The organism is Microlunatus sp. Gsoil 973, assembly GCF_009707365.1.
GTDB lineage: Bacteria > Actinomycetota > Actinomycetes > Propionibacteriales > Propionibacteriaceae > Microlunatus.
On the sequence record NZ_CP046122.1, the window covers coordinates 4,826,506 to 4,852,811 of the forward strand.

The 26,306-nt window shown below is 67.1% G+C and carries 21 protein-coding genes; 15 read left to right on the top strand and 6 right to left on the bottom strand.

Translation table 11 applies throughout. From position 1 onward, the window contains the following. Positions 1-18 precede the first annotated feature (18 nt). Genes GJV80_RS22665 through trpS form a run of 3 tightly spaced genes read left to right on the top strand, consistent with a single transcriptional unit; the run spans position 19 to position 3,660 of the window. Positions 19-1,179, top strand: a complete 1,161-nt coding sequence (locus tag GJV80_RS22665; protein WP_255455598.1) for a nucleotide sugar dehydrogenase — start codon at positions 19-21, stop codon at positions 1,177-1,179. Positions 1,180-1,219: 40 nt separating this feature from the next. Then, the gene (locus tag GJV80_RS22670) at positions 1,220-2,620 is read left to right on the top strand and encodes a hemolysin family protein (protein ID WP_154689840.1); all 1,401 of its coding nucleotides are present in this window, start codon (positions 1,220-1,222) and stop codon (positions 2,618-2,620) included. Between the two features lie 5 nt (positions 2,621-2,625). After that, complete coding sequence (gene trpS / locus GJV80_RS22675; RefSeq protein WP_154689841.1) at positions 2,626-3,660, top strand: tryptophan--tRNA ligase; 1,035 nt, start codon at positions 2,626-2,628, stop codon at positions 3,658-3,660. A 9-nt stretch (positions 3,661-3,669) separates the two neighbouring features. Here the strand turns inward: trpS and GJV80_RS22680 are convergent, their stop codons facing one another. Beyond that, a complete protein-coding gene (locus tag GJV80_RS22680) occupies positions 3,670-5,541 on the bottom strand; it encodes a cation:proton antiporter (protein ID WP_154689842.1) in 1,872 nt (623 codons plus the stop codon). Positions 5,542-5,560: 19 nt separating this feature from the next. On the opposite strand from GJV80_RS22680, the gene GJV80_RS22685 reads away from it, so the two are divergent. The 8 genes from GJV80_RS22685 (at position 5,561) to GJV80_RS22720 (ending at position 15,470) form a co-directional block, all read left to right on the top strand. Next, positions 5,561-6,799: a phosphotransferase gene (locus GJV80_RS22685; RefSeq protein ID WP_230207952.1), complete on the top strand. Its 1,239-nt coding sequence runs from the start codon at positions 5,561-5,563 to the stop codon at positions 6,797-6,799. A gap of 158 nt (positions 6,800-6,957) precedes the next feature. Beyond that, positions 6,958-8,535 carry a methylmalonyl-CoA mutase gene (locus GJV80_RS22690; protein WP_154689844.1) on the top strand — a complete coding sequence of 526 codons (1,578 nt, stop codon included), beginning with the start codon at positions 6,958-6,960 and terminating at the stop codon, positions 8,533-8,535. A gap of 2 nt (positions 8,536-8,537) precedes the next feature. Then, positions 8,538-9,737 (top strand): amidohydrolase, encoded by a 1,200-nt coding sequence (locus tag GJV80_RS22695; RefSeq protein WP_230207953.1) that lies wholly within the window; start codon positions 8,538-8,540, stop codon positions 9,735-9,737. Positions 9,738-9,891: 154 nt separating this feature from the next. Then, a complete protein-coding gene (locus GJV80_RS22700; protein ID WP_370518801.1) occupies positions 9,892-11,052 on the top strand; it encodes a BMP family protein in 1,161 nt (386 codons plus the stop codon). Beyond that, positions 11,052-12,644 carry an ABC transporter ATP-binding protein gene (locus GJV80_RS22705; protein ID WP_370518869.1) on the top strand — a complete coding sequence of 531 codons (1,593 nt, stop codon included), beginning with the start codon at positions 11,052-11,054 and terminating at the stop codon, positions 12,642-12,644. The genes GJV80_RS22700 and GJV80_RS22705 overlap by 1 nt, the downstream gene beginning before the upstream one ends. Beyond that, positions 12,641-13,789, top strand: coding sequence for an ABC transporter permease (locus tag GJV80_RS22710; RefSeq protein ID WP_154689848.1), 1,149 nt, complete (start codon positions 12,641-12,643; stop codon positions 13,787-13,789). Before GJV80_RS22705 ends, GJV80_RS22710 begins: the two co-directional genes overlap by 4 nt. After that, a complete protein-coding gene (locus GJV80_RS22715) occupies positions 13,786-15,078 on the top strand; it encodes an ABC transporter permease (protein WP_154689849.1) in 1,293 nt (430 codons plus the stop codon). Before GJV80_RS22710 ends, GJV80_RS22715 begins: the two co-directional genes overlap by 4 nt. Next, the gene (locus GJV80_RS22720; protein WP_154689850.1) at positions 15,078-15,470 is read left to right on the top strand and encodes a cytidine deaminase; all 393 of its coding nucleotides are present in this window, start codon (positions 15,078-15,080) and stop codon (positions 15,468-15,470) included. Before GJV80_RS22715 ends, GJV80_RS22720 begins: the two co-directional genes overlap by 1 nt. 68 nt (positions 15,471-15,538) lie before the next feature. Here GJV80_RS22720 and GJV80_RS22725 read toward each other — a convergent pair whose 3' ends face one another. Beyond that, on the bottom strand, positions 15,539-16,543 hold the full coding sequence (locus GJV80_RS22725; protein ID WP_195909079.1) for an endonuclease domain-containing protein: 1,005 nt from the start codon (positions 16,541-16,543) through the stop codon (positions 15,539-15,541). Between the two features lie 18 nt (positions 16,544-16,561). On the opposite strand from GJV80_RS22725, the gene GJV80_RS22730 reads away from it, so the two are divergent. The 4 genes from GJV80_RS22730 (at position 16,562) to GJV80_RS22745 (ending at position 22,370) form a co-directional block, all read left to right on the top strand. Beyond that, positions 16,562-17,656: an adenosine deaminase gene (locus GJV80_RS22730; protein ID WP_154689852.1), complete on the top strand. Its 1,095-nt coding sequence runs from the start codon at positions 16,562-16,564 to the stop codon at positions 17,654-17,656. A gap of 147 nt (positions 17,657-17,803) precedes the next feature. Further along, a complete protein-coding gene (gene cls / locus GJV80_RS22735; RefSeq protein ID WP_230207954.1) occupies positions 17,804-19,126 on the top strand; it encodes a cardiolipin synthase in 1,323 nt (440 codons plus the stop codon). 56 nt (positions 19,127-19,182) lie between these two features. Next, a complete protein-coding gene (gene metG, locus GJV80_RS22740) occupies positions 19,183-20,967 on the top strand; it encodes a methionine--tRNA ligase (protein WP_154689853.1) in 1,785 nt (594 codons plus the stop codon). A 137-nt stretch (positions 20,968-21,104) separates the two neighbouring features. After that, a complete protein-coding gene (locus tag GJV80_RS22745; RefSeq protein WP_230207955.1) occupies positions 21,105-22,370 on the top strand; it encodes an MFS transporter in 1,266 nt (421 codons plus the stop codon). Here the strand turns inward: GJV80_RS22745 and GJV80_RS22750 are convergent. The 4 genes from GJV80_RS22750 to deoC are packed head-to-tail and all read right to left on the bottom strand — an operon-like array spanning position 22,351 to position 26,264. Beyond that, positions 22,351-22,995, bottom strand: coding sequence for a uridine kinase (locus tag GJV80_RS22750; protein ID WP_230207956.1), 645 nt, complete (start codon positions 22,993-22,995; stop codon positions 22,351-22,353). The genes GJV80_RS22745 and GJV80_RS22750 overlap by 20 nt on opposite strands. Beyond that, positions 22,947-23,831: an aldehyde dehydrogenase family protein gene (locus GJV80_RS22755; RefSeq protein ID WP_230207957.1), complete on the bottom strand. Its 885-nt coding sequence runs from the start codon at positions 23,829-23,831 to the stop codon at positions 22,947-22,949. The genes GJV80_RS22750 and GJV80_RS22755 overlap by 49 nt, the downstream gene beginning before the upstream one ends. Continuing rightward, positions 23,828-25,306 (bottom strand): aldehyde dehydrogenase family protein, encoded by a 1,479-nt coding sequence (locus tag GJV80_RS22760; RefSeq protein ID WP_154689854.1) that lies wholly within the window; start codon positions 25,304-25,306, stop codon positions 23,828-23,830. Before GJV80_RS22760 ends, GJV80_RS22755 begins: the two co-directional genes overlap by 4 nt. After that, positions 25,290-26,264: a deoxyribose-phosphate aldolase gene (deoC, locus tag GJV80_RS22765; protein WP_154689855.1), complete on the bottom strand. Its 975-nt coding sequence runs from the start codon at positions 26,262-26,264 to the stop codon at positions 25,290-25,292. The genes GJV80_RS22760 and deoC overlap by 17 nt, the downstream gene beginning before the upstream one ends. Between the last annotated feature and the right edge of the window lie 42 nt (positions 26,265-26,306).

A 26,306-nucleotide genomic window follows, 5' to 3' on the forward strand; every position in this document is an offset into this window, starting at 1 on the left:
GTTGGTCGGGTGACGAATATTGCGGTCGTCGGAACGGGCTACGTCGGACTGTCGATGGCGGTGCTGCTCGCCAAGCACAACCGGGTTGCCGCCTACGACATCGACGCGGACCGGATCGCGGTGCTGCGGACGGGGAAGAGCCCGATCGAGGACGCCGACATCGCCGACCACCTGGCCAACGTCGCGCTCGACCTGACCTTCACCACAGACAAACAGCAGGCGTACGACGGCGCGGAGTTCGTGATCATCGCGACGCCGACCAACTATCACCCGGTGACCAACTACTTCGACACCTCGACGGTGGAGGAGGTGATCGGCGACGTCGCGAAGATCAACCCGGATGCGGTGATGGTGATCAAGTCGACTGTTCCGGTCGGGTTCGTCCGCGACGTCACCCGTAGGCTCGGTACCGACAACGTGATCTTCAGTCCCGAGTTCCTCCGCGAGGGACAGGCACTGCACGACAATCTGCATCCGTCACGAATCATCGTCGGCGAGACGACCGAGCGGGCCAAGCGGTTCGCGGCGCTGCTGCTCGAGGCGGCCGAGGACACCGACGTGCCGGTGCTGATGACCGAGCCGACCGAGGCCGAGGCGATCAAGCTCTTCGCCAACACCTACCTGGCGATGCGGGTGGCCTACTTCAACGAACTGGACACCTTCGCCGCCCTGCACAGTCTTGATTCCCGCCAGATCATCGAGGGCGTCGGCCTCGACCCGCGGATCGGCAGCCACTACAACAATCCGTCGTTCGGCTACGGCGGCTACTGCCTGCCCAAGGACACCAAGCAACTGCTGGCCAACTACAAGGACGTCCCGCAGACCCTGATCGAAGCGATCGTCAGCGCCAACACCACCCGCAAGGACTTCGTCGCCGCCGACATCCTGGCCAAACGACCCGGAACGGTCGGCATCTATCGGTTGATCATGAAATCGGGTTCCGACAACTTTCGCGAGTCGAGCGTGCAGGGCGTGATGCAGCGGATCAAGGACGAGGGCGTCGAGGTGCTGGTCTACGAGCCGGAACTGGACGAGGACACCTTCCTGGGCTGCGAAGTGGTTCGTGATCTTGCCGAGCTGAAGGCCCGATCCGATGTGATCGTCGCCAACCGGCGGCATCCCGATCTGGCCGACGTCGGTGACAGGCTCTACACCCGCGACCTCTTCGGCAGGAGCTGAGCTTTCCGGCTCCGGCCGGGGATACAACTAGTCTTGGCGTGTGAGCGCCGTAATTCGTGACGCCGGGCTGATCCTGCTCTTCATCGTGATCAGCGGGGTGTTCGCGGCCGCCGAGATGGCGCTGGTCTCCCTGCGGGAGAGCCAGGTGCGGCAACTGGCCAACCGCAGCAGTCGCGGCGAGACGATCATCAAGCTGACCTCCAATCCCAACCGCTTCCTGTCCGCGGTCCAGCTCGGTGTCACCCTGGCCGGCTTCCTTTCGGCGGCCTTCGGCGGCGCAACGCTGTCCGGTCCGCTGGGCCGGCAACTGGAGAAACTGCACCTGTCTCCCGCAGTGGCCAGTACCGTAGCGCTGGTCGTGGTCACCGCGGTGATCTCCTATGTCTCGATCGTTGTCGGTGAGCTGACGGCCAAACGGCTGGCGCTGCAGCGCTCGGAGTCGTTCGCCCTGGCGCTGGCCCCGTTGGTCGACTTCATCGCCCGGATCGCCCGGCCGGTGATCTGGCTGCTCGGCGTCTCGACCGACGGTCTGGTCCGGGTGCTCGGCGGTGACCCGACGGCGTCCCGGGAGGAGGTCAGCAGCGAGGAGATCCGGGCCATGGTCAGCGGTTCGGAGAGCCTCGGCGAGGAGGAACGTCGGATCGTCGACGAGGTGTTCGCGGCCGGTTCCCGCAGCCTTCGGGAGGTGATGGTGCCGCGCACCGAGGTCGACTTCCTCGACGCCAACGTTCCTGCCTACCGGGCGGCGCGCGAGGTGAGCACCGCGGCCCGGTCCCGCTATCCCGTCCGGGGCGAGTCCGCCGACGACATCATCGGCTTCGTCCACATCCGCGATCTGCTCGACCCCCGCGTCAGCACCCGGGCCGTCCCGGTCCGCGACCTGGTCCGTCCGGTGGTCTCGCTGCCCGACACCGTACGTGTCCTGCTGGCCCTGACCGAGATGCGCCGGCAGGCCGCCCACCTGGCCATCGTCGTCGACGAGTACGGCGGCACGGCAGGCATCGTGACACTGGAGGACCTCGTCGAGGAGTTGGTCGGCGAGATCACCGACGAGTACGACGAACCGGTGGTCGACCGCGGCCCGGACCATGATCACGAGGTGGACGGTCTGCTGACGCTTGAGGAGTTCTCCGACCGCACCGGATTGGAACTGCCCGAGGGGCATTACGACACCGTTGCCGGCTTCTTCGTCGCCCGGTTGGGCCGGATCCCCGAGCTCGGCGACAGCATCGACGAGGTGATCTCCGCGGAAACGGAAGCCGGCGACGACCGGACCCGGCCCGCCACCCGGCTGGAGATGCGGGTGATCGAGCTGGACGGGCGCCGGGCGGCGCGGTTCTGGGCCCGGATGACGCCAGTGCTGCCCGACCTCGACGGCACCGTCCCCGACGACTCGGATGCGGGCACGGATTCGGAGGCTCAGCCGGCGATGAAACAATGACCGCTATGCCTGACCGCTCCACGCCTGAACAGATCGGCGCCCGGCCCCGCGTCCTGTCACTGATCCAACCGACCGCCGACTCGCTCCACCTGGGCAACTACCTCGGCGCGCTACGCCAATGGGTGCCGCTGCAGGACAGCTATGACGCGTTCTATGGGGTGGCGGACCTGCACGCACTGACCGTCGAGGTCGACCCGGCAGTGCTGCGGGAACGCAGCCTGCGGGCTGCCGCGCAGCTGATCGCGGCCGGCATCGATCCCGGACGGTCGACGGTGTTCGTGCAGTCCCACGTCGTGGAGCACACCCAGCTGAGCTGGGTGCTGTCCTGCATGACCGGGTTCGGCCAGGCCAGCCGGATGACCCAGTTCAAGGACAAGTCGGCACGGGCCGGCTCGGAGTCGACCAACGTCGGCCTGTTCAGCTATCCGATCCTGATGGCCGCCGACATCCTCCTCTACCAGGCGGCCCAGGTCCCGGTCGGTGAGGACCAGCGGCAGCATCTCGAGCTGACCCGCGACCTGGCCGGACGGTTCAACACCCGCTACGGCCGCACCTTCGTCGTACCCGAACCGCACATCCTCAGGTCGGTCGGCAAGATCCAGGACCTGCAGGAGCCGACGGCCAAGATGAGCAAATCGGCCGGCTCACCCAACGGCCTGATCGAGTTGCTGGACGATCCCAGGATCAACATCAAGAAGATCAAGTCCGCGGTCACCGACTCCGGCCGGGAGATCGTCTTCGACGAGGATGCCAAGCCGGGCGTGTCGAACCTGCTCACCATCCTGTCCGCGCTCACCGGTGAGGACGTGGACTCGCTGGTCGCCGGGTTCGCCGGCAAGGGCTACGGCGACCTGAAGGGCGCGGTGGCCGACGCGGTCACGGCGTTCGCGGCGCCGTACCGCGAGCGGACCCTCCAGCTGATGGAGGAACGCACCGAGCTGGAGAAGATCCTTGCCGAGGGCGCCGCCCGCGCCCGCGAGGTCGCCCACGCGACGATCACCGACGTCTACGGCAAGGTCGGCCTGCTTCCGGGATCCTGATCCGGCGGGTCAACCAAGCGCCTCGTCGATGAAACACCACCGCCACTTCTCGCCCTGCTCGAAGCTGCGCATCACCGGGTGACCGGTGTCCCGGAAATGCCGGCTGGCGTGTTTGCCGATCGACGAATCGCAACAACCGACATTCCCGCAGGTCAGGCACAGGCGCAGGTGCACCCAGCGCAACCCCTCGCGCTCGCAGTCCCGGCACCCGCCGGGCCCGTCGGGTTTGACCACATGAGGTGCGTCGCGCAGGTGTTGGCAGTCACCCTCGAGTGACGCCCTGGTGATCAGTGGCTCGGCTTCGGACACCTCACCAGTCTGATCCTCCAACACCGTCAACATCGACTCCTCGACGTCCAACGTGTACAAAACGTCATCGATCACCTCGTGGTCGATCTGGCCCATCGCCCGGATCTGCAGTACCTCCTCGCGTTCGGCCTCGATTGTCTGCAGGCGTAGCCTGCGGTACTCCTCGGCCGGGGTCTCCACATCACTTTCGGTGCCCAGGTGTTCCCACATCTCGTTGGTCCGGCGGCTGATCCGCTCCCGGAGTTGGTCGATGGTCGTCTCGGCATCGGTCGGCCGCCTGATCTCCTCCAGCTTCTCCAGCGCCGCCCGGGAACTGGACTGCAACACCGACGCGGCCTGCAGCGCATCCTCCCGGGCGTCCGGTCCGCGCAGACCGAGCCGACGCGCCAGGGCCGGGAGTGTCAGTCCCTGCAGCAACAGCGATCCGGCCGTCACCGCCATCGCCAGAAACACCAAGAGGGGGCGGAACGGGGTCTGCTGCGGCAGCACGAACGCCGCGGCCAACGTGACCACTCCGCGCATCCCGGCCCAGCCGATGATCGCCGTGCTTGCCCAGCTGCGGCTTCCGCCGCCGTGCACCAGGACCAGCCGGGAGAGCACCGTCATCAGCAACCGGATGACGATCACCCCGCCGAACACCGCGGCGAACAACGCGATGATCGTGCCGACACCGATGTCGACGGTGGCCAGGTCGGCGACGATCCACCGCGCCTGCAGCCCGATCAGCAGGAAGACCGCGTTCTCCAGGAGGAACTGGATCGTTGTCCAGTTCATCCGTTCACTGAGCCGGGATCGCGCGGTCTGCACCACCGGAGCCTTGTGCCCGATGATCAGTCCGGCGGTGACCACGGCGATCACCCCGGACGCATGCATGCCGGAGATGTCGACCTCCTCGGCCGGCAGATAGGCGGCGAACGGCAACAACAGCGACAACGCGTTGTCCAGCCGGGCGGAGGTGATCATCTTCCGGATCCGGACAGCCAGGAACGCCACGGCCAGGCCGATGGCGACACCGCCGCCCGCCGCGATCAGGAACGACAGGCCGATCCGGAAGACCCCGATGCCGGTGGTCATCGCCAGGATCGCCACCCGCAGACAGGTGATCGCGGTGGCGTCGTTGAACAGCGACTCGCCCTCGAGGATGGTGATCACCCGGCGCGGCAACCCCACCCGGCGGGCGACCGAGGTGGCGGCCACCGCATCCGGTGGTGCCACCACCGCACCGATCGCCACCCCGACCGAGAACGGCACCGGCAACAGCAGATGCACCACAACACCGATACCCAGAGCGGTGATCACCACCAGCCCGACCGACAGCAGGCCGATCGCCCACGCCTGGGCGCGGAAGTCGACCACCGACGAGCGGATCGCGGCCGCGTACAGCAGCGGTGGCAGCAGGCCGAGCAGGACGAGCTCAGAGGTCAGATGGACCTGCGGGATCTGGGGTACGAACGACGCCGCGATGCCGACCACCATCAGCACCAGCGGCGCCGGAAGATTGAATTTCTGCGCTGCTGCCGTGATCGCAATGACCGCGGCGGTCAGCGTCGCTATACCGAGTGCCACCTCCACGCGGGCTATGGTGCCACCCATGGCCGATGTACCCACGCTGCAGCGGGACGACGGCTCGGACCTGCTCACCTCGGCCGAGGCGCAGGAGGTGCTGACGGCAGCCGTCGGCCACGGCGGCGGACGACTGGTGTCCTGGCAACTCGACCACGTCGACGCCAACCCGCGTCGGAGTACGACGGCCACCTTCCACGTCGTCGTCGACTGGCCGCATGGGCGAAAAGAGGAGTTGATCGGCGTCAGTGCGCGGGTCGACGGCAGAACCCGCAGCGACGAGCGCGCGGTGATCTTCGGCGACGGCACGCGCGAGGTCGCGGTCTGGCTGTACCCCGACGACCCGGACCTGCCGGGGCTGCACCGCGCCGCCTTTCCGGACCGGTTCGCCGCGGCGCTGAGCGATCTCGGCACGCTGGGCCGACCGGTCCGTCCCGACCAGGTACGGCTGGAGCTGATCGGCTACCGGCCGCGACGCCGGGCGGTGGTCAAGGCGGTGGTCGACGGACCGTACGGACCCGAGGTGTTCTTCGTCAAGGCCCTGCGGGAACGCAGCTTCGCCGGTGTCCTCGGACGCCACCAGCTGCTGCTGGACGCCGGGCTGCCGGCCCCACGGATCGCGGCCGCGACAGCCGACTTCCTGCTCGTCCTGCGCGAACTGCCCGGCCGTCCGCTGGCGACCGCACTCTTCGACGACGCCCCGCCGATCCGCGCCGACGACCTGGTTGCGGTGCTGGACGCCATGCCGGCACAGGTGACAACACTCGACCGGCACAGGCCATGGTCGGACGCGGTGGAGCAGTACGCCAGGATGGTCTCGGCCGCGCTGCCGGAGGCGAAGCCGACTCTGGACCGGATGGTCGACCGGATCCGGAACGGGTTGGCCGGCATCCCGGAGGGCAACGAGCCGACCCACGGCGATTTCTACGAGGCCCAGTTGTTCGTCAACCAGGGACGGGTCAGCGGCATCCTCGACATCGACACCATCGGCCCCGGACGGCGGGCCGACGACCTTGCCTGCCTGGTGGCCCACCTGGCGACGGTCCAGCGGATGAACGCCGACCAGGCGGCGCGGGTCCAGCGGCTGATCACCGAGTGGCTGCCTGTCTTCGACCGACGGGTCGATCCGATCGAGCTGAGGTTGCGAGCCGCGGCCGTGGCAATCTCCCTGGCAACCGGGCCGTACCGGGGTCAGGAACCCGATTGGCAGGGGGAAACCTGGCAGATTCTGCGATCAGCCGATCAATTGATCCGCAGCATTTCCTGAAGACGTGCCTTAATCGGTTAGGCACGCTACGATCCTTTCGTCTTCGGAACAACGATTCCGACGGCCCATGATCACCGGCCAAACCCCCGATGGCCGGTATCGGATGCCCGCAGGCACCGCCTGCGGGCATCCTTATTCTCTTCTGTACCCTCGGTTGGGTGGCAGGGTTCACCGAATCGGGCACGCCGTTCTCCCCGGTGTACGGGCCGGAGGATCTGGCCGGATTCGACCCGCAGCGACTCGGCGCACCGGGTGAGTTCCCGTACACCCGCGGCGTCTATCCGCAGATGTACACCCGGCGGCCCTGGACCATGCGGCAGTACGCCGGGTTCGGAACCGCCCGGCAGTCCAACCAGCGGTACCGCGAACTGATCGACAACGGCAGCCACGGGCTCTCGGTCGCCTTCGACCTGCCCACCCAGATGGGCTATGACTCCGATGCGCCGCTGGCCCACGGTGAGGTCGGCAAGGTCGGGGTCGCGATCGACAGCCTGGAGGACATGCGCGTCCTCTTCGACCGGATCCCGTTGGCCGAGGTCTCCACCTCGATGACGATCAACGCCCCGGCGGCGGCCCTGTTGCTGCTCTACCAGTTGGTGGCCGAGGAACAGGGCGTCGATCCGGCGGAACTCACCGGCACCATCCAGAACGACGTGCTCAAGGAGTACATCGCCCGCGGCACCTACATCTACCCGCCGGCGGCCAGCCTGCGATTGGTCAGCGACACCTTCGCCTACTGCCATCAGCTGCTCCCGCGCTGGAACACCATCTCCATCTCCGGCTACCACATGGCCGAGGCCGGCGCCCACCCCGCGCAGGAGATCGCCTTCACCCTCGCCAACGGCATCGCCTATGTCGAGGCGGCGATCGGGGCGGGGCTGGGTGTCGACGACTTCGCGCCACGGCTGTCGTTCTTCTTCGTCGCCCGGACAACGCTGCTGGAGGAGATCGCCAAGTTCCGTGCCGCCCGGCGCATCTGGGCCACCGTGATGCGCGACCGCTTCGGTGCACAGAATCCGAAGTCGATGATGTTGCGCTTCCACACCCAGACCGCCGGCGTCCAGTTGACCGCACAGCAACCCGAGGTGAACCTGGTCCGGGTCACGATCCAGGCGTTGGCCGCGGTACTCGGCGGGACCCAATCGCTGCACACCAACGCCTTCGACGAGGCGATCGCGCTGCCCACCCAGAAGGCCGCGAGGCTGGCACTGCGCAGCCAGCAGGTGATCGCCTACGAGACCGACGTCACCGAGACCGTCGATCCGTTCGCCGGTTCGTACGCGATCGAATCGCTCACCGATGATCTTGAAGCACACATCCTCAAGCTGATGCAGGCGGTGGAGGACCGCGGGGGTGCGGTGGCGGCGATCGAGGACAACTACCAGAAGAACGAGATCGAACAGACCGCGTACGCAACGGCACAGCAGATCGACTCCGGCGACCGGGTAGTGGTCGGGGTCAACCGGTTCGCACTGGACAGTGAGGAGCCGTACGAACCGTTGCGGGTCGATCCGGCGATCGAGCAGGACCAGAGACAACGGTTGGCCGGGCTGCGTGAACGACGGGACAGCGCCGCCGTACACCGCGCTCTTGATCAACTGGGTGCAGCGGCCCGGGCTGAGGAGAACGTGCTCCATCCGATGAAGGAAGCCCTGAAGGCCTTGGCAACCGTCGGGGAAGTGAGCGACACGCTGCGCCGGGTCTGGGGTCGGTACGTGCCGCCGGATAGCGTGTGATGGTGATCAACGATCTTGACACCAAGATCAACTCTCTGGCCGCACAGCTCGATCAGGAGTTGATCAACTTCCGTCGGGACCTGCACGCCCATCCCGAGCTGGGATTCGCCGAGCATCGCACCACCGACCGGATCATGGCGCGACTGACCGCTGCCGGGCTGACGCCGCAACGGCTGTCATCGGGAACCGGCGTGTTGTGCGACATCGTCGGCGAGGGTGCTGAGGGCCTGCCACTGATCGGGCTGCGGGGCGACATCGACGCCCTGCCGATCCCGGACGGCAAGGACGTCGCCTACCGGTCAACGACGCCCGGCGTCTGTCACGCCTGCGGCCACGATGTGCACACCACGGTCGTCCTCGGCACCGGTCTGGTGCTGGCCCGCCTGCGTGATCTCGGTCTGCTCGACAAACCGGTACGGCTGATCTTCCAGCCGGCGGAGGAGGCGAGCCCCGGTGGCGCTCCGGGAACCATCGAGGCCGGCGCCCTGGATGGTGTCGACGAGGTGTACGCCTTCCACTGCGACCCCCGGACCGAGGTGGGGAAGATCGCGCTGAGGGTCGGGCCGATCACCTCGGCCAGCGACCGGGTGTTGGTCCGGCTCACCGGCGGCGGCGGGCACACCTCGCGACCGCACCTGACCGCCGACCTGATCACCGCGCTGGCCCAGATCGCGGTCACCGCGCCGCTGCTGCTGTCCCGGCGGATCGATCCGCGAGGCGGCACCTCGCTGATCTGGGGCCGGATCCGCTCGGGTACAGCGGCCAACGCGATTCCCGACATCGGCGAACTCGAGGGCACCGTACGGTCGACCCAGGTCGGCGGCTGGCGGGACGCGCAACGGATCCTTCCGGACCTGATCCGGCAGATCGCGGCCCCGTACGGCGCCGGTGTGCAGGTCACCGTCACTCCAGGAGTACCGCCGACCGTCAACCACGCCGCCGGCGTCCGCCGCCTGACCGAGGCGGCGGCCGCGATCCTCGGCGGGGACGCCATCGCCCTGACCGAGCAGTCCCTGGGCGGGGAGGACTTCTCCTGGATGCTGGACAAGGTGCCCGGCGCGATGGCCCGGCTCGGCGTCCGTAGCCCCGACGCGACCGAGGTGGTCGACATCCACCAGCCACGGTTCAGCCCCGACGAGCGGGCGATCGGAATCGGTGTCCGGGTCTTCAGCCGTCTGTGCACCACCGCGGCCGCCCGCTGAGCCGTTACGAACAGGTATCGGGCTGCTCAGCGGAGGCGGCGAAATCGACACCCAGCCACTACAGTGCCGGATGGCTCGGGCACCCCTTATTCACCAGATTCTCGCCCGAGGTTCAGCTCGACCCGGCAGATCCTGGGTCCGAGGAGGAGGCGGAGTGACAAAGTTATCGGGAAGCCGATCATTGGTGGTCGCCGCGGCAGCGTCCGCGTCGATCGTTCTGGCACTGGCCGGTTGCGCCAAGCCACCGAGCGAATCCGGGGGTGCGGCACCCCAGACCGGGGCAACAACCTCGGCCGCGCCGTCCGGCGCAGCCTCATCGTCGGCGCCGACCGCGGGCAGCTCCGATTTCAAGGCGTGCATGGTCTCCGACTCCGGCGGCTTCGACGACAAGTCGTTCAACCAGACCTCCTACAAGGGCATGACCGATGCCAAGAAGGAACTGGGGATCCAGACCAACCAGATCGAGTCGAACTCCAACTCCGACTACGCCAAGAACATCCAGTCGATGGTCGCGGCGAAGTGCAACATCATCGTCACCGTCGGCTTCCTGCTCTCCGACGACACCCTGGCGGCGGCGAAGGCGAACCCGGACATCGATTTCGCGATCGTCGACAACTACGACCCGAAGTACGCCTCGGTCAAGAACCTCAAGGGTCTTGAGTTCAACACCGCCCAGTCGGCCTTCCTCGGCGGCTACCTGGCCGCGGCGATGACCAAGACCGGCAAGGTCGGCACCTTCGGCGGACAGAAGATCCCCACCGTGACGGTCTACATGGACGGTTACTCCCAGGGCGTGCAGTACTACAACCAGCAGAACCACAAGAACGTCAAGGTGCTCGGTTGGAACGCCACCAAGCAGGACGGCGACTTCACCAACGACTTCGAGAATCCCAAGGGCGGCCTGACCAAGGCCAACAACCTGATCAGCCAGGGAGCCGACATCCTCTTCCCGGTGGCCGGTCCGGCGGGTGAGGGTGCCCTCCAGGCGGCCAAGGCCAGTGGCGGCAAGGTCAACGCGATCTGGGTCGACACCGACGGTTGCGTCAGCGCGGCCAACTACTGCCCGCAGATCATCAGCAGCGTGTACAAGGGCATGGATGTCGCCGTCAAGGACGTGATCACCAACTCCAAGAACGGTTCCTTCGACCCGACCCCCTACATCGGCACGCTGGAGAACGGCGGCACCGGCCTGACTCCGTTCCACCAGTGGGACTCCAAGGTGCCCGCCGACGTCAAGTCCAAGCTCGACCAGCTGAAGGCCGACATCATCTCTGGCAAGATCAAGATCACCTCCAAGGCGCAGCCGAGCAGCTGATCTTGACCGCCATGACCAACAGCCCTGCCGAGGACGAAACGGGACTCCGGCTGCGCGGTATCACCAAGCGGTTCGGCGGTCTGGTCGCCAACGCCGGCGTCGATCTCGAGGTCCGGCCGGGCGAGATCTGCTGCCTGCTCGGCGAGAACGGCGCGGGCAAGTCGACGCTGATGAACATCCTCTACGGGCTGTTGCAGCCCGACGAGGGCGAGATTGTCGTCGACGGCGTGCCTCGGGTGTTCCACAACCCGAGGCACGCCATCGCCGCCGGGATCGGCATGGTGCACCAACACTTCATGCTGGTCGACGTGTTCACTGTCGCGGAGAACATGATTCTGGGCAGGGAACCCGGCCGGGCCGGCCTGCTGAGCATCGGCCGGGCCAGGCGCCGGGTCACCCGGTTGTCGCAGCAGTACGGCCTCCGGGTCGAGCCGGACGCGCTGATCGAGGACCTGCCGGTCGGCGTCCAGCAGCGCGTCGAGATCTTGAAGGCACTCGCCAACGACGCCCGGTATCTGATCTTCGACGAGCCCACTGCGGTCCTGACCCCGCAGGAGATCGACGACCTGATGAGGGTGATGCGGTCGCTGCGGGATCAGGGCAAGGGCATCATCTTCATCACCCACAAGCTCCGTGAGGTGCAGCAGATCGCTGACCGGATCGTCGTCCTGCGACGCGGCCAGGTCGTCGGCGAGGCCGGCCCGGACGACTCGGCTGCATCGTTGGCGGAGAAGATGGTCGGCCACGGAGTGAATCTTGTGGTCTCCAAGGAACATCAGGAGCCCGGGGACGTACGCCTGGAGCTGTCGCAGCTGAAGGTCGCCGCACCCAGCGGTGCAGTGGCGGTCGACGGTGTCGACCTGGACGTGCGCGGCGGTGAGATCGTCTGTATCGCCGGTGTCCAGGGGAACGGCCAGACCGAACTGGCCGAGGCACTGGTCGGCACGCTGCCGGTGACCGCAGGTTCGATCACCATCGACGGCCGGCCGGTCGAGCGACTCGCCACCCGGCAGCGGATCCGCGCCGGCCTGGGCTACGTACCAGAGGACCGGCAGCACGACGGGTTCGTCGGCAGTTACACCGTCGCCGAGAATCTCGTACTGAACACCTATGACGAACCCCCGTTCGCGCGAGGTCTCGCCCTGCGTCCGGAGGTGATCCGGAACAACGCCCGGGATCGCGTCGACGAGTTCGACATCCGGACGCACTCGATCGACACCACCGTTTCCGCACTCTCCGGTGGCAACCAGCAGAAGGTCGTCCTCGCCCGGGAGATGTCCCGGCCGCTCGCCGTCCTGGTCGCGAGCCAACCGACCCGCGGCGTCGACGTCGGCGCGATCGAGTTCCTGCACAAACGGCTGGTCGCCGAACGGGAACGCGGCGCCGCGGTGTTGATCATCTCCACCGAGCTGGACGAGGTCGCCGCGCTGGCCGACCGGGTTGCGGTGATGTACCGGGGGCGGATCGTCGGCATCGTGCCGCCGAACACGTCGCCGGAGGTGCTCGGTCTGATGATGGCGGGCGTCCCGACCGAGGAGGCGATGGACTCGGTCGACAGCGTGACCACCGAGATCGACGGAGTGGTGACATGAGGGCTGCAGTGCGGGAGATCATCACGACCCTCGTCGCGATCCTGCTGGCGCTGATCGTCGGCGCGATCCTGATGGTCGTCTCCGATGCCGACGTGATCGGCAAGTACGCCTACTTCGCCTATCGGCCCGGTGACGCGGTGGCCGCGACGTTGTCCAAGGTCGGCGGCACCTACCTCGCCCTGGTCAAGGGCGCTGTCGGCGGCTTGGGCCCGATCACCGAGACGACGGCACAGGCGGCACCGCTGATCTTCGCCGGACTCGGCGTCGCGCTGGCGTTCCGAGCCGGGCTGATCAACATCGGCGGCCAGGGCCAGGCCGTCTGGGGTGCCATCTTCGCTGCCTACATCGGCTTCGCGGTGCATCTTCCGCTGGTCATCCATGTCGTCGTCGCGCTGATCGCCGGCGTCATCGGCGGTGCGATCTGGGGCGGCATCGTCGGCTGGCTCAAGGCCAGGACCGGGGCACACGAGGTGATCGTGACGATCATGCTCAACTACGTCGCCACCGGCATGCTCAGTTGGCTGTTGACCACCTCGGTGTTCCGCCGGCCGGGCCGGACCGACCCGATCTCCCCGGTCGTCGACTGGACCGCGACCTTCGCCCGGCTCGAAGGCACCCAACTGCACGTCGGGTTCTTCCTCGCGCTGGCCGCCGCGGTCGGCGTCTGGTGGATACTCGAACGGTCGACGGTCGGCTTCGTCCTGAAGGCCGTCGGATCGAACCCGAACGCAGCGGCGACGGCGGGGATGAGCGTCGGGCGGGCGATCGTGATCGCCATGGTGCTGGCCGGTGCGCTGGCCGGTCTGGCCGGTGTCAACGTCGCCCTGGCACCCAGCGACAGCGGCGTGCCGGTGCCGCTGACCAACGGCATCGTCGGGACCGTCGGCTTCGATGCCGTCACCGTCGCCCTACTCGGCCGCTCCCGGCCGCTGGGTGTGGTGCTCGCCGGCCTGCTCTTCGGCGCGCTCCACGCCGGCGGACTCGGGATGCAGAGCATCGCCCAGACCCCGTTGACCCTGACCACGGTGCTGCAGGCGCTGATCGTGCTGTTCGTCGCCGCGCCAGCGCTGATCGGCAAACTGCTGCCCTTCCTGAGAGGCCGGCAGCGTACCGGAACCCCGGAATCGACCGGAGCGCTGACATGACGACCGACCAGTTGCCCACCGCCGTACCCGGAACCGAGGCCATCGTCGAGGCGCCGGCCGCGCGACGCCAGCGGTTGACCACGGGGGGACTGATCGTTCTGGTCGGGCTGCTGCTCTTCGCGCTGCTCGCCGCGACCCACGGCAGCGCGAAGTTCGCGCTGTCCAGCGCGTTCGACCCGGTCCAGCTCCCGACCTTCGCGCTGCCGGGCGTCGTGACGGTGATCATCTGCGCCGTGGCCTGCGTGGCCGCCGGCGCGGGCTTCCTGTCCGGTCGCCTGGGCGGCCGGTTGCCCGCGCTGGCCGGAACGGTGGGTGGCATCGGCTTCCTGCTCGGCTTCCTCACCTGGGCGGCCGCCGGACGTGATCTGCCCTTCCAGCTCAGCAACCAGCTCGCCGGAACTTTCGCTGTGGCCACACCGCTGGTGCTCGGCGCCCTGGCCGGGGTGCTCTGCGAACGCTCTGGCGTGATCAACGTCGCGATCGAGGGGCAGTTCCTGGTCGCTGCGCTGGCGGCGGCCGTGGTCGGCACACTGACCCACTCGATCCTCTGGTCGATCGTCGCCGCCGCGGTCGCCGGTGTCGGCATGGCCGCGCTGCTGGCGGTGTTCGCGATCAAGTACCTGGTCAACCAGGTGGTGCTCGGCGTCGTACTCAATCTGCTGGCCACCGGCATCACCGGATTCCTCTACGACCAGCTGATCCAGCCGCATGCCGCCACGTTGAACAGTGCGCCGGTGATGGAGAACATCGCCATCCCGGTGCTCTCCAAGATCCCCTTCTTCGGGCCGGTGATCTTCGACCAGAACGCCCTGGCCTATCTGGCCGGGATCTCGGTCGTCGTGGTCTGGATCCTGTTGTTCAAGACCAAGTGGGGCCTGCGGGTGCGTTCGGTCGGCGAACATCCGCGGGCCGCCGACACGGTCGGCATCAGCGTGGTGGGGATGCGTTGGCAGGCGGTGCTCGCGGGTGGGGTGTTCGCCGGGATGGGCGGTGCCTTCTTCACGCTGGCCTCGACCGGAGCCTTCTCCAAGGAGTTCACCGTCGGCAACGGCTTCATCGCACTGGCGGCGGTGATCATGGGCCGCTGGCACCCCGGCTGGGCGGCGCTGATGGCGCTGTTCTTCGGGTTCGTCACGCAGCTGGCCTCCCAGCTGCAGACCCTGAACACACCGGTTCCCAGTGACTTCCTGCTGATGTTGCCGTACGTGGCGACTGTGATCGCGGTGGCCGGGCTGATCGGCCGGGTGCGCCCGCCGGCCGCCGACGGCGAGCCCTACCAGAAGGCATGATGGAAGCCATCGACTGGGACGCGCTCCGTGCCGCGGCCCGTGAGGTCAACCAGCGGGCGTACGCGCCGTACTCCGGCTACCGGGTCGGCGCGGCGGGGCTGGTCGACGACGGGCGGGTCGTCGTCGGTTGCAACGTCGAGAACGCCGCCTACGGCGTCACTCTGTGCGCCGAGTGCGGTGTGGTGTCTGCCGTGCACAGCACCGGTGGCGGCCGGCTGGTCGCCGTCGCCTGTGTCGACGTGCAGGGCCGCCCCCTGATGCCCTGCGGCCGCTGCCGGCAACTGCTCTGGGAGGTCGGCGGCGCGGAATGCCTGCTCGACACCCCCTCCGGACCGAGACCGATGAGTGAGATCCTTCCCGACGCCTTCGACGCCGGAGACCTCGACCGCTGATAAGAACGTCCTTGCGAACGGCGGATGCGGCTCGTCAGGGGCGGTTTCTCGGTTTGGCGAGGACGTTGTTATCGATGCAGCGCCGCAAGGATGCACCAGATCACCCAGTCAGGCTCTTCGGTGACTTGTCGCCAGGTGAAGTTGAGAACCGTGTAGCCTGCCGCGACCAACTCGTTGCGGCGTCGCCGATCGTTCTCGAATGCCACGCGATCGCCGTGATACTCCCATCCGTCGAACTCGACAACGAGTCGTGCCCGGCCGAACAGGAGATCGACGAAATAGCCGCCATGGCGGGTCTGGATCCATACGTTGGTGCGCCAGCCGGTCATTCGCCGCTTCCTGAGCAACCGATGCCCGGCCCGTTCCAGTTCCGACCATGGCATGTCCCGGGAGTCCCGAAGCACTTCGAGCCGGCGCGCGTTGCCGCGCCGGCGGCGCAGCGACCTGAATGCCGACCACATGCCGTCCAGACCGGCCTGGCGACTACGGAGCGCGCGATCGATGATCTCAGGTCCGTCCTCGTCTGCGGCGAGTTCGACCGCGGTGTACGCGGGAGAGCTGACCCGCAGCCCGGTCCGCACCCAGATCATCTCCGGTGGAACCGTTGAGTTGACCACCGGCCAGTCCGGCTGCTTGCGCGGCGGATTTCTGACCGTGAACGTCACCGTGTCGACGTCGCATTGTGGCCAGAACGTCAGCCGCGCTGCGCCGTGGCGGGTCAGCACGGCGTCGGAGCCAGCCCACAGCGCACCGGCACGTACCCGGACCGTCCACGCCGTCGCGCCCGCCGGGGTGGTCAGGTAGCCGGGAAGTAGGCGGACAAGTTCCCCTGACGCGCGCAGACGGTCGAGCCGCTGCTGCATCGCAGGTGGATGCTCCGCGCGGTGGATGACGCCCTTGCCGTCGGCCAGCAGCGCCTGGATATCGGCCTTCATATCCTTATATATGTGGCCGTCGGCGACCGCTGGTTCACCTAGGGAGCATTCTGTGGACAGTGATAAGAACGTCATCCGGGCTGTGGAAAATCGTTCGAATCCGTGGCCAGGCGGAATTCGGAACGACGTTCTGGTCACTCTGACTATCCTTGCGCTGTGGGGATCGCTCGGGAGTTGGTGCAGCGGGCACCCAAGGTGTTGCTCCATGATCATCTGGACGGCGGGCTCCGCCCGCAGACGATCATCGAGTTGGCTGCGGCCATCGGCCACGAGTTGCCGGCGACCGAGGCGGGAGCGTTGGCCGTCTGGTTCGCCGAGTCGTGCGACTCCGGTTCGTTGGAGCGCTATCTGGAGACGTTCCGGCACACCGTCGCGGTGATGCAGACGTCGGACGCGCTGTACCGGGTCGCCAAGGAGATGGTTCTCGACCTGGCCGCCGACGGTGTCGTCTACGTCGAATCGCGCTGGGCACCAGAGCAACACCTCGAGGCCGGGCTCAGTCTCGGCGATGCGGTGGAGGCAGTCCGCGACGGGCTCGCCAAGGGCATGGCCGACGCGGAGGCACTCGGCACGCCGATCGTCGCGCGGCAGATCCTCACCGCGATGCGGCACGCGTCGAGTGCCCGGGAGATCGCCGAACTGGTGGTCCATTACCGCGACGACGGCGTGGCCGGGTTCGACATCGCCGGCGCGGAGGCGGGCTATCCACCGACCCGCCATCTGGCCGCCTTCGACCACATCAAGCGCAACAACGGCTACATCACCATCCACGCCGGTGAAGGGTTCGGGCTGCCGTCGATCTGGGAGGCGGTCCAGTTGTGCGGCGCCAACCGGCTCGGCCACGGCGTCCGGGTGATCGACGACATCACAATCACCGACAGCGGAGCCGTGCTCGGCGAACTGGCGAGCTACATCCGAAACGTTCGGATTCCGTTGGAGATGTGCCCGTCGTCCAACGTGCAGACCGGGGCTGCCGCATCGATCGCTGATCATCCGATCAGGACGCTGGCCGAACTCGGCTTCCGGGTGACCGTCAACACCGACAACCGGCTGATGAGCAACACCTCGCTGACCCAGGAGTTCGTGCTGCTGGCAGACGCCTTCGACTACCAGCTGACCGATCTCAGGTGGCTGACGCTCAATGCGATGAAGAGCGCCTTCCATGCGCATCCGGAACGGCTACGGCTGATCGAGAAGGTGATCAAGCCCGGGTACCAGAAGTTGATCAGCGAGGCCGAGGAGACCCGATGACCGGTGACGAGGTGCTGAACGCCGTCGCCCTGATCGTTGCCGGGCTGCTGGTGATCAACATCGTCGGCGCCATCATCACGCTGTTCCTGGAACGTCGCGACACCGCATCCCTGTGGGCCTGGATCCTGGTGCTCACCCCTTGTCCCGGTGCTCGGCTTCGTCCTCTACCTGTTCATCGGCCGGCGGATCACCAACTCCAAGATCTTCCGGTTGCTCGACGGTTCGGAAGCCGGTCACCACAAGGCCGGCAAGCGGCAGCTCGACGAAGTCAACCGCAACGAATACCAGTTCGTGAACGCGGTCAGCCGGGCCAACGTCGAACTCGCCGTGCTGTTGATGAACGACGACACCGGCTCACTCAGCCACAACAACGCGGTCACCGTGTTCGACGACGGTACCGAGAAGTTCGACTCGCTGATCGACGACATCCGCTCGGCCAGGGACCACGTCCACATCCTCTACTACATCTTCCGTTCCGATCACCTGGGTCAGCGGGTGCTCGAGGCCCTGATCGAACGTGCCGAAGCCGGAGTGGCGGTACGACTGTGCTACGACGCATACGGCGGCCGCAAGATCGCCCGCCGCTACCTGAAGCGGCTGCGGGCGGCCGGTGGGGAGGCGTACCCGTTCTTCCCGAACAACTTCGGGCCGATCAACTTCCGTGTCAACTTCCGTACACACCGCAAGATCGCGGTGATCGACGGCCGGATCGGTTACGTCGGCGGGTTCAACGTCGGCGACGAGTACGTCACCCCGACCAAGAAGTTCGGCTACTGGCGGGACACCCACCTGCGGATCGAGGGCAGCGCTGTCGACTCGTTGCAGACCAGGTTGCTGATGGATTGGAACGTCGCCGCACCCGGGAACCGACGGGTCGGACACGAGCCGCGCTACTTCCCGGCCCGCGAGTCGCAACCGGGTGACGTCGCAGTCCAGATCGTTTCCAGTGGACCCGATTCGGAGTGGGAGTGGATCAAGTACGGCTACCTCAAGGCGATCCACAAGGCCAACGATTCGATCCGGATCCAGACCCCGTACTTCATGCCCGATGCGGCGGTGATGGACGCGCTCAAGATCGCGGCGCTGTCCGGGGTCGATGTGCACCTGATGATCCCCGACCGGCCCGACCATCCGCTGGTCTATCCGGCGACGCTGTCCTACGCCGACGAGCTGGCCAAGGTCGGGGTCAACGTGCACATCTACCAGGGCGGGTTCCTGCACGCCAAGACGCTGCTCGTCGATGACGAACTGGCCTCGGTCGGCACCGCGAACTTCGACTACCGGAGTTTCCGGCTCAACTTCGAGGTGAACGCCTTCATCTACGATGTCGAGCTGGGCAAGCGGATGGCGGCGATCTACGAACGCGACCTGCTGAAGTGCCGCCCGTTCGACCATGATCAGGTCTATCGCCGTCCGCTCGTCGGGCATGTCAAGGAAGCCGTCAGCCGGCTGGTCGCGCCACTGCTCTGAATTCCCTGCCCAACCACGATGCGGGGTGGGGTTCGGCTCCCGATTAGGGTGAGCCCATGGCTTCTCATGTGTTGACCTCTGTCGCCTGGCCGTACGCCAACGGGCCGCGGCACATCGGTCACGTCTCGGGTTTCGGCGTTCCCTCCGATGTCTTCTCCCGCTACATGAGGATGTCCGGCCACAACGTGCTGATGGTCTCCGGTACCGACGAGCACGGCACGCCGATCTCGGTACAGGCCGAGGCCGAGGGGGTGACGGCGCGTGAGCTGGCGGACAAGTACAACGGCGTCATCACCCGTGACCTGCAGGGCCTTGGACTGTCCTACGACCTGTTCACCCGGACCACGACCCGCAACCACTACCGAGTGGTCCAGGAGCTGTTCACCGCTCTGTTCAAGAACGGCTATGTCGTGCCGAAGAAGGCCATGGGAGCGATCAGCCCGAGTACCGGCCGTACGCTTCCCGACCGCTACATCGAGGGAACCTGCCCGATCTGCGGTTACGACAACGCCCGCGGCGACCAGTGCGACAACTGCGGCAACCAGCTCGACCCGATCGACCTGATCAACCCGCGCTCCCGGATCAACGGCGAGGTTCCGCGGTTCGTCGAGACCGAGCACTTCTTCCTCGACCTGCCGGCCCTGTCGGGGTCCCTGGACAAGTGGTTGGCCACCAAGACCGAGTGGCGCCCGAACGTGCTGCGCTTCTCCCACAACCTGCTCGCCGACCTCAAGCCGCGGGCGATCACCCGTGATCTCGACTGGGGCGTACCGATCCCGCTCGACGGCTGGCGGGACCAGTCGATGAAGCGGATCTACGTCTGGTTCGACGCGGTGATCGGCTACCTGTCCGCCTCCATCGAATGGGCACACCGGGTCGGTTACCCGGACGCCTGGAAGCAGTGGTGGCTCGACCCCGAGGCGCAGGGCTACTACTTCATGGGCAAGGACAACATCGTCTTCCACTCGGTGATCTGGCCGGCCATCCTGCTCGGCCAGAACGGCCAGGGTGATCATGGCGGCGAGGTCGGGCCGTTCGGCACGCTGAACCTGCCCAGCGAGGTGGTCTCCAGCGAGTTCCTCACCATGAGCGGATCGAAGTTCTCCACCAGCCGCGGCCAGGTGATCTACGTCGGCGACTTCCTGCGCGACTTCGGCCCCGACGCGTTGCGCTACTTCATCGCCGTTGCGGGACCGGAGAACCAGGACACCGACTTCACCTGGGCCGAGTTCGTCCGGCGGACCAACTTCGAACTGGCCAACGAATGGGGCAACCTGGTCAACCGCTCGGTGTCGATGGCCCACCGACAGGTCGGTGCTGTTCCGGAGGCGAACGACCGACGCGATGTCGATCATGATCTGCTGGCCCTGTCCCGTACCGCGTTCGACGAGGTCGGCGCACTGCTGCGGCGCAGCCGGTTCAAGCAGGCGATGGCCGAATCGATGCGCGTGGTGAACGCCGCCAACAAGTACATCTCCGACCAGGAACCCTGGAAGCTGCGGCACGATCCGGTCCGCCGGGACACCGTGCTGCACACCGCACTGCAGGTGGTCTCCGACGCCAACACCCTGCTCACGCCGTTCCTGCCGCATGCCGCCCAGAAGGTGCACGAGGCACTCGGCCGGGACGGCATCTGGGCCGCCCAACCCGAGATCCACACGGTCTCGGAGGAGGACGGGCCGGATTATCCGGTGCTGATGGGGCAGTACGCCGCCGAGCAGGCGCGGTGGGAATCGGTCCCGATCACGCCGGGGACTCCGCTGCAGAAGCCGACCCCGCTGTTCCCGAAGCTCGACGAGAGCCTCGGCGAGACCGGACCGGACTGGGCCCGCCTCGACTGACCCAACCTTGCATTTAATTAGGTCGACTATATATACTGGGTGAGTGCCGGTGCCGCGTTCTGCCAGGGTGCGCTCGGCGAACGGTTTCGTGATCAACAGGACGTGACCTCGGGCGACAACCAGAAAGGCGATCTCCGGTGACCGGCAGTGCGCACGCGGAACGACCCTCGATCTTCCGCCAGACGAAGGCGGTGTGGGCCGTCGCGTTCGCCTCGGTGATCTCCTTCATGGGCATCGGCCTGGTCGACCCGATCCTGCCGGCGATCAGCCTGCAGCTGGGCGCCTCGGCGTCGCAGACGATGTTGCTGTTCACCAGCTATCTGATCATCACCGGTGCGGCGATGTTCTTCACCAGCTACGTCTCCGGTCGGATCGGCGCCAAGCGGACGCTGCTGATCGGCCTGCTGCTGATCGTGCTGTTCGCCGCCGCGGCCGGCGCATCGGACTCGGTGGGCATGATCATCGGCTTCCGGGCCGGCTGGGGACTCGGCAACGCCCTGTTCATCTCCACCGCACTGGCCACCATCGTCGGCGCCGCCAGCGGCGGCGTCGACAGCGCGATCATCCTGTACGAGACCGCGCTCGGCGTCGGCATCGCGATCGGCCCACTGCTGGGCGGAATCCTCGGCCGGATCAGCTGGCGCGGACCGTTCTTCGGCACCGCCGTGCTGATGGCCATCGGCCTGGTCGCCATCCTGGTGCTGTTGGGCAGGACCGGCGCGGAACCCCAGCGAGTCAGCCTGAGCGCCCCGCTCACCGCCGTACGGCACAGGGCCATCCTCACCCTCGGCCTGGTCGCCCTCTTCTACAACTTCGGTTTCTTCACCCTGCTGGCCTACAGCCCGTTCCCGCTGAACGCCGCGGCGAAGGCGGCGACCGGCGAGGACATGGACCCCATCCAGCTCGGATTGATCTTCTTCGGTTGGGGTGTCTGCCTAGCGATCACCTCGGTCTTCGTCGCCCAACCGATGGCCAACCGGATCGGCCGGCGGACCACGATCTACATCGCCCTGGCCGCCCTCGCGGTGGTCGAGGTGATCATGGCGCTGCAGACCGCCTCCTTCGCCGTGATCACGATCTGCGTGATCGTCGGCGGCCTGTTCCTCGGCATCATGAACACGGTGATGACCGAGTCCGTGATGGAGGCCAGCGACCTGCCCCGGAACGTGGCATCGTCGACCTACTCCGGCATCCGCTTCCTCGGCGGCGCCATCGCACCGGCCGTCGCCGGTCCGATCTCCACCCACATCACGGCCGGCGCACCGTTCCTGTTCGGCGCGGCGGCATTCGTCGCCGGGATGCTCGCGCTGACGATCGGCCGTCGGGCGATCGCCTACATCGACGCCGAGGAGGCATTGTCGGAGGCCGAAGAGGCCGAGCTGCTCACTGTTGCCGACTCCTGACCGGAGCGGCGACCATCTCCAGCGCCTCGGCGGGGCCGACCGGCCGGAAACCGGCGGCCATCGCCCGGCGCCTGAGTTCGGAATCGGTCCTGGACAGGGCCAGGCCGCGCCGGACCAGCACCGGAAACGGCTTGCGACGCTCACGGACGTCGCGCACGAAGCGCAGCAGGGTGACCAGCCAGGTCGGCCGGTCCAGATAGCAGGCGACGAACTCCACGTTCGCGTTCCGGCAGAACGCCGCCGATTCGATCGCGAAGATCCCCTCGGCGATGAAACACGAGGCATCACCAAGATCGACCGTCCGTGTCCCGACGGCCGCACTGGTGGAGATGTCGTAGCGGGGCACCTCGGCGCGCCCCGTCCTGGCCAACTCCTTGATCGCCTCCGCGGCAGCCGGACCGTTCCAGGTCAGCGCGTCGTCCCAGTCGATGATCCCGCGGGTGTGCGGCAGACCCGGATGATCGGCGCCGTAGTAGAAGTCGTCCAGGTTCAATGTCGGTACGCCGGCCTTCCGCGCCACCCGGGACTTGCCACTTCCCGATGGCCCGGCGAGCAGGAACACCGTACGCGTGCTGCTCAGTAGGAGCTCCCACCCGCCAACGACGGTGCGCCCGTCGGATGCCACACGGTCTTGATCTCCAGGAACGAGCGCAACCGGACCGTTCCCGGTGCGGCGCGGAAGTCCGGCCGGCCCCTCGGCCGATAGACCCGCTTGACCGTGCCGGCGGCCGCCACTTCGAGGTCCCTGGCGAGCTCGGCGTCGGTCCCGGTGAGATCGAGTGCGTTGACATCGGCGTGCGCTGCCAGGTGCGGTGCGATCTCGGCTGCTATCCCGGTCAGGATGTTGACCACGCCGGCGGGCACATCCGAGGTTGCCAACACCTCACCGAAGGTGATCGCCACACAGGGGTCGGCCTCCGCAGCGATCACCACGCAGGCATTGCCCCCGGTGATCACCGGAGCGATCACCGACACCAGGCCGAGCAGGGGCGCGTCGGCCGGGGCGATGACCGCCACCACCCCGGTCGGCTCGGGCGCCGAATAGTTGAAGTACGGCGCCGACACCGGGTTGGCCGAACCGAACACGGCCGTCAGCTTGTCGGTCCAGCCGGCGAAATGCACCAGGCGGTCGATCGCGGCATCCACTTCCGCGGCCGCCTCGGCACGATCCACGCCTCGGCTGGTGATCAACAACTCGACGAACTCCGGCTGCCGGGACTGCAGCATCTCTGCGATCCGATAGATCACCTGACCGCGGTTGTACGGGGTCGCCTTCGACCAGCTGCCGAAACCCTTGCGGGCTGCGACGACCGCATCCCGGGCGTCCTTGCGGCTCGCCAGGACAGCATTGGCCATGAAACTCCCTCCGGCATCGGTCACCTGATAGGTGCGGCCGGACTCCGATCGCGGGAACGTGCCACCGACGTACAGCTTGTAGGTCTTGGCCACCGCGATACTCACTTGATCACCGCCTCGTCGTCGGTGTCCAGGTAGCCGGCGAGCCCGGCCGGCCCGCCTTCCCGGCCGAATCCCGACTCCTGGTAGCCGCCGAAGGGCGCGGCCGGGTCGAACTTGTTCCAGGTGTTGTCCCAGATGACGCCTGCCTGCAACCGGGCCGCCATCGCCATCGCGCGGGAACCCTTCTCGGTCCAGACTCCGGCGGACAGGCCGTACGGGGTGTTGTTCGCCTTGGCCAGGGCCTCGTCCGGGGTGCGGAAGGTGATCACCGACAGCACCGGTCCGAAGATCTCCTCTCGGGCGATCCGCATGGTCTGGGTGGCGCCGGTGAAGATCGTCGGGGAGACGAAGAACCCCTTGTCCGGCAGCGGACAGGAGGATCGCCACACCTGGGCTCCCTCGTCGATGCCCGCGTCGGTCAACTCGGTGATCTTGTTCCACTGATCACGGGAATTGATCGCGCCGACGTCGGTGTTCTTGTCCAGCGGATCTCCGACCCGCAGCGTCTCGGTGCGTTCGATCAGCCGGGTGATCAACTCCTCGGCGATCGGCTCCTGCACCAGCAGCCGGGAACCTGCGCAGCACACCTGTCCGGAGTTGAAGAAGATCCCATTGACGATGCCCTCGACGGCCTGGTCGATCGCTGCGTCGGCGAAGACGATATTGGCGCCCTTACCGCCGAGTTCCAGGGTGAGTCTGCGGCCGGTGCCGGCCAGGGTCCGCTGGATCTGCTTGCCGACCGCGGTGGATCCGGTGAAGGCCACCTTGTCCAGCCCGGGGTGCCTGACCAGCGCCGCACCGATGTCGCCGGCTCCGGTGACGACGTTCACCACGCCCGGTGGGAGATCGGCATCGGCGATGATCTCGGCCAGCACCAGGGCCGACAGCGGCGTGGTCTCGGCCGGCTTGATCACCACCGTGTTGCCGGCGGCCAGCGCCGGCGCGATCTTCCACGCGGCCATCAGCAGCGGGAAGTTCCACGGAATCACCTGTCCGGCGACGCCGAGCGGTCGCGGATCGGGCCCGAAGCCGAGATGACCGAGCTTGTCCGCCCAGCCGGCGTGATAGAAGAAGTGCTGGGCGACGGTCGGGATGTCGAAGTCCCGGGTTTCCTTGATCGGCTTGCCGTTGTCGAGGCTCTCCAGCACCGCCAGCTCCCGCGACCGCTCCGCGACTCCGCGCGCGATCCGGAAGAGATACTTGCCGCGTTCGGCGCCGGACAGTTTCGACCACGGACCGTCGTACGCCCGGCGGGCTGCCCGCACCGCATTGTCAAGATCAGCTTCGTCGACCGTCGAGACCGTGCTCAGCGGCTCGTCACGGCCCGGGTTGACGGTGACAAGATCATCGCCGCCGCCCTCGATGAATTTGCCGTCGATGAAGGGCAGATAGCGGTCCTTGACCCGGCCGATGGCCTCGGATTCCGGAGCCGGTGCGTACTCCCAGTCGATCGAAGATGACTCAGTCGACGGTGACATAATCGCCTCCCCAGTAGTGGCCCTCGAGCTGAGTACGTCGTTGCATGATCAGGTCGTTGAGCAGTGACGAGGCGCCGAAGCGGAACCAGTACGCGTCCAGCCATTCCGGGCCGGCAACCTCCCGGACCGCAACCAGGTAACGGATGGCGTCCTTGGCGGTGCGTATCCCGCCGGCAGGCTTGACCGCCCGCTGCTGGCCGGTCAGCCGCTTCCAGTCGCGGACCGCCTGCAACATCACATGGGTGACCGGAAGCGTTGCGGCAGGACTGACCTTGCCGGTCGAGGTCTTGATGAAGTCGCCGCCGGCGAGCAGGGCGAGCCAGGAAGCTTTGCGGACGTTGTCGTAGGTGGCCAGCTCTCCGGTCTCCAGGATGACCTTGAGCCGGGCCGGGCCGGCGGCGTCCTTGATCTCAACGATCTCGTCGTACACCTTGCCGTACTGCCCGGCCAGGAATGCCCCGCGGTCGATCACCATGTCGATCTCGTCGGCACCTGCCTGCACGGCTGACCGGACGTCGGCGATCTTGACCTCGAGCGCAGCCCGTCCCGACGGGAACGCCGTCGCCACCGAGGCGATCTTGATCCTGCGGGTGGTCCCCGCCTCGGCAAGTGCCGCGGCCGCGACCGGAACGAGATCGGGATAGATGCAGACAGCTGCGACCGGGGGAGTGTCCGGCCGCTCCGGGTCCGGCAGCAGTCCCTTGCGGATCAGGTTGCGTACCTTGCCCGGGGTGTCCGCGCCCTCAAGGGTGGTCAGATCGACCATCGAGGTGGCCAGGTCGATGGCGGTCAGCTTGGACTGTTTCTTGATCGAGCGGGTCGCCAGCGACGCCGCGCGCTGTTCCAGTGCAACCGGGTCGACCCCGGGCAGACCGTCGAGGAAATGCCGCAGCCGACCCTCGTCGGCGACCACATCGCCGAACGCCGGTCCGGCAGCGTTGATCGCGGTTTCGGGCATACTCGCGACCCTACCTGTTCCGGCGTCGGACGCTAAGATCTG

Bases quoted from the DNA above. Each gene is read 5' to 3' on its own strand.
- GJV80_RS22720 (WP_154689850.1), top strand. From the start codon at position 15,078: ATGGAAGCCATCGACTGGGACGCGCTCCGTGCCGCGGCCCGTGAGGTC.
- metG (WP_154689853.1), top strand. From the start codon at position 19,183: ATGGCTTCTCATGTGTTGACCTCTGTCGCCTGGCCGTACGCCAACGGG.
- deoC (WP_154689855.1), bottom strand. From the start codon at position 26,264: ATGCCCGAAACCGCGATCAACGCTGCCGGACCGGCGTTCGGCGATGTG.
- GJV80_RS22685 (WP_230207952.1), top strand. From the start codon at position 5,561: ATGGCCGATGTACCCACGCTGCAGCGGGACGACGGCTCGGACCTGCTC.
- GJV80_RS22715 (WP_154689849.1), top strand. From the start codon at position 13,786: ATGACGACCGACCAGTTGCCCACCGCCGTACCCGGAACCGAGGCCATC.
- trpS (WP_154689841.1), top strand. From the start codon at position 2,626: ATGCCTGACCGCTCCACGCCTGAACAGATCGGCGCCCGGCCCCGCGTC.
- GJV80_RS22710 (WP_154689848.1), top strand. From the start codon at position 12,641: ATGAGGGCTGCAGTGCGGGAGATCATCACGACCCTCGTCGCGATCCTG.
- GJV80_RS22760 (WP_154689854.1), bottom strand. From the start codon at position 25,306: ATGTCACCGTCGACTGAGTCATCTTCGATCGACTGGGAGTACGCACCG.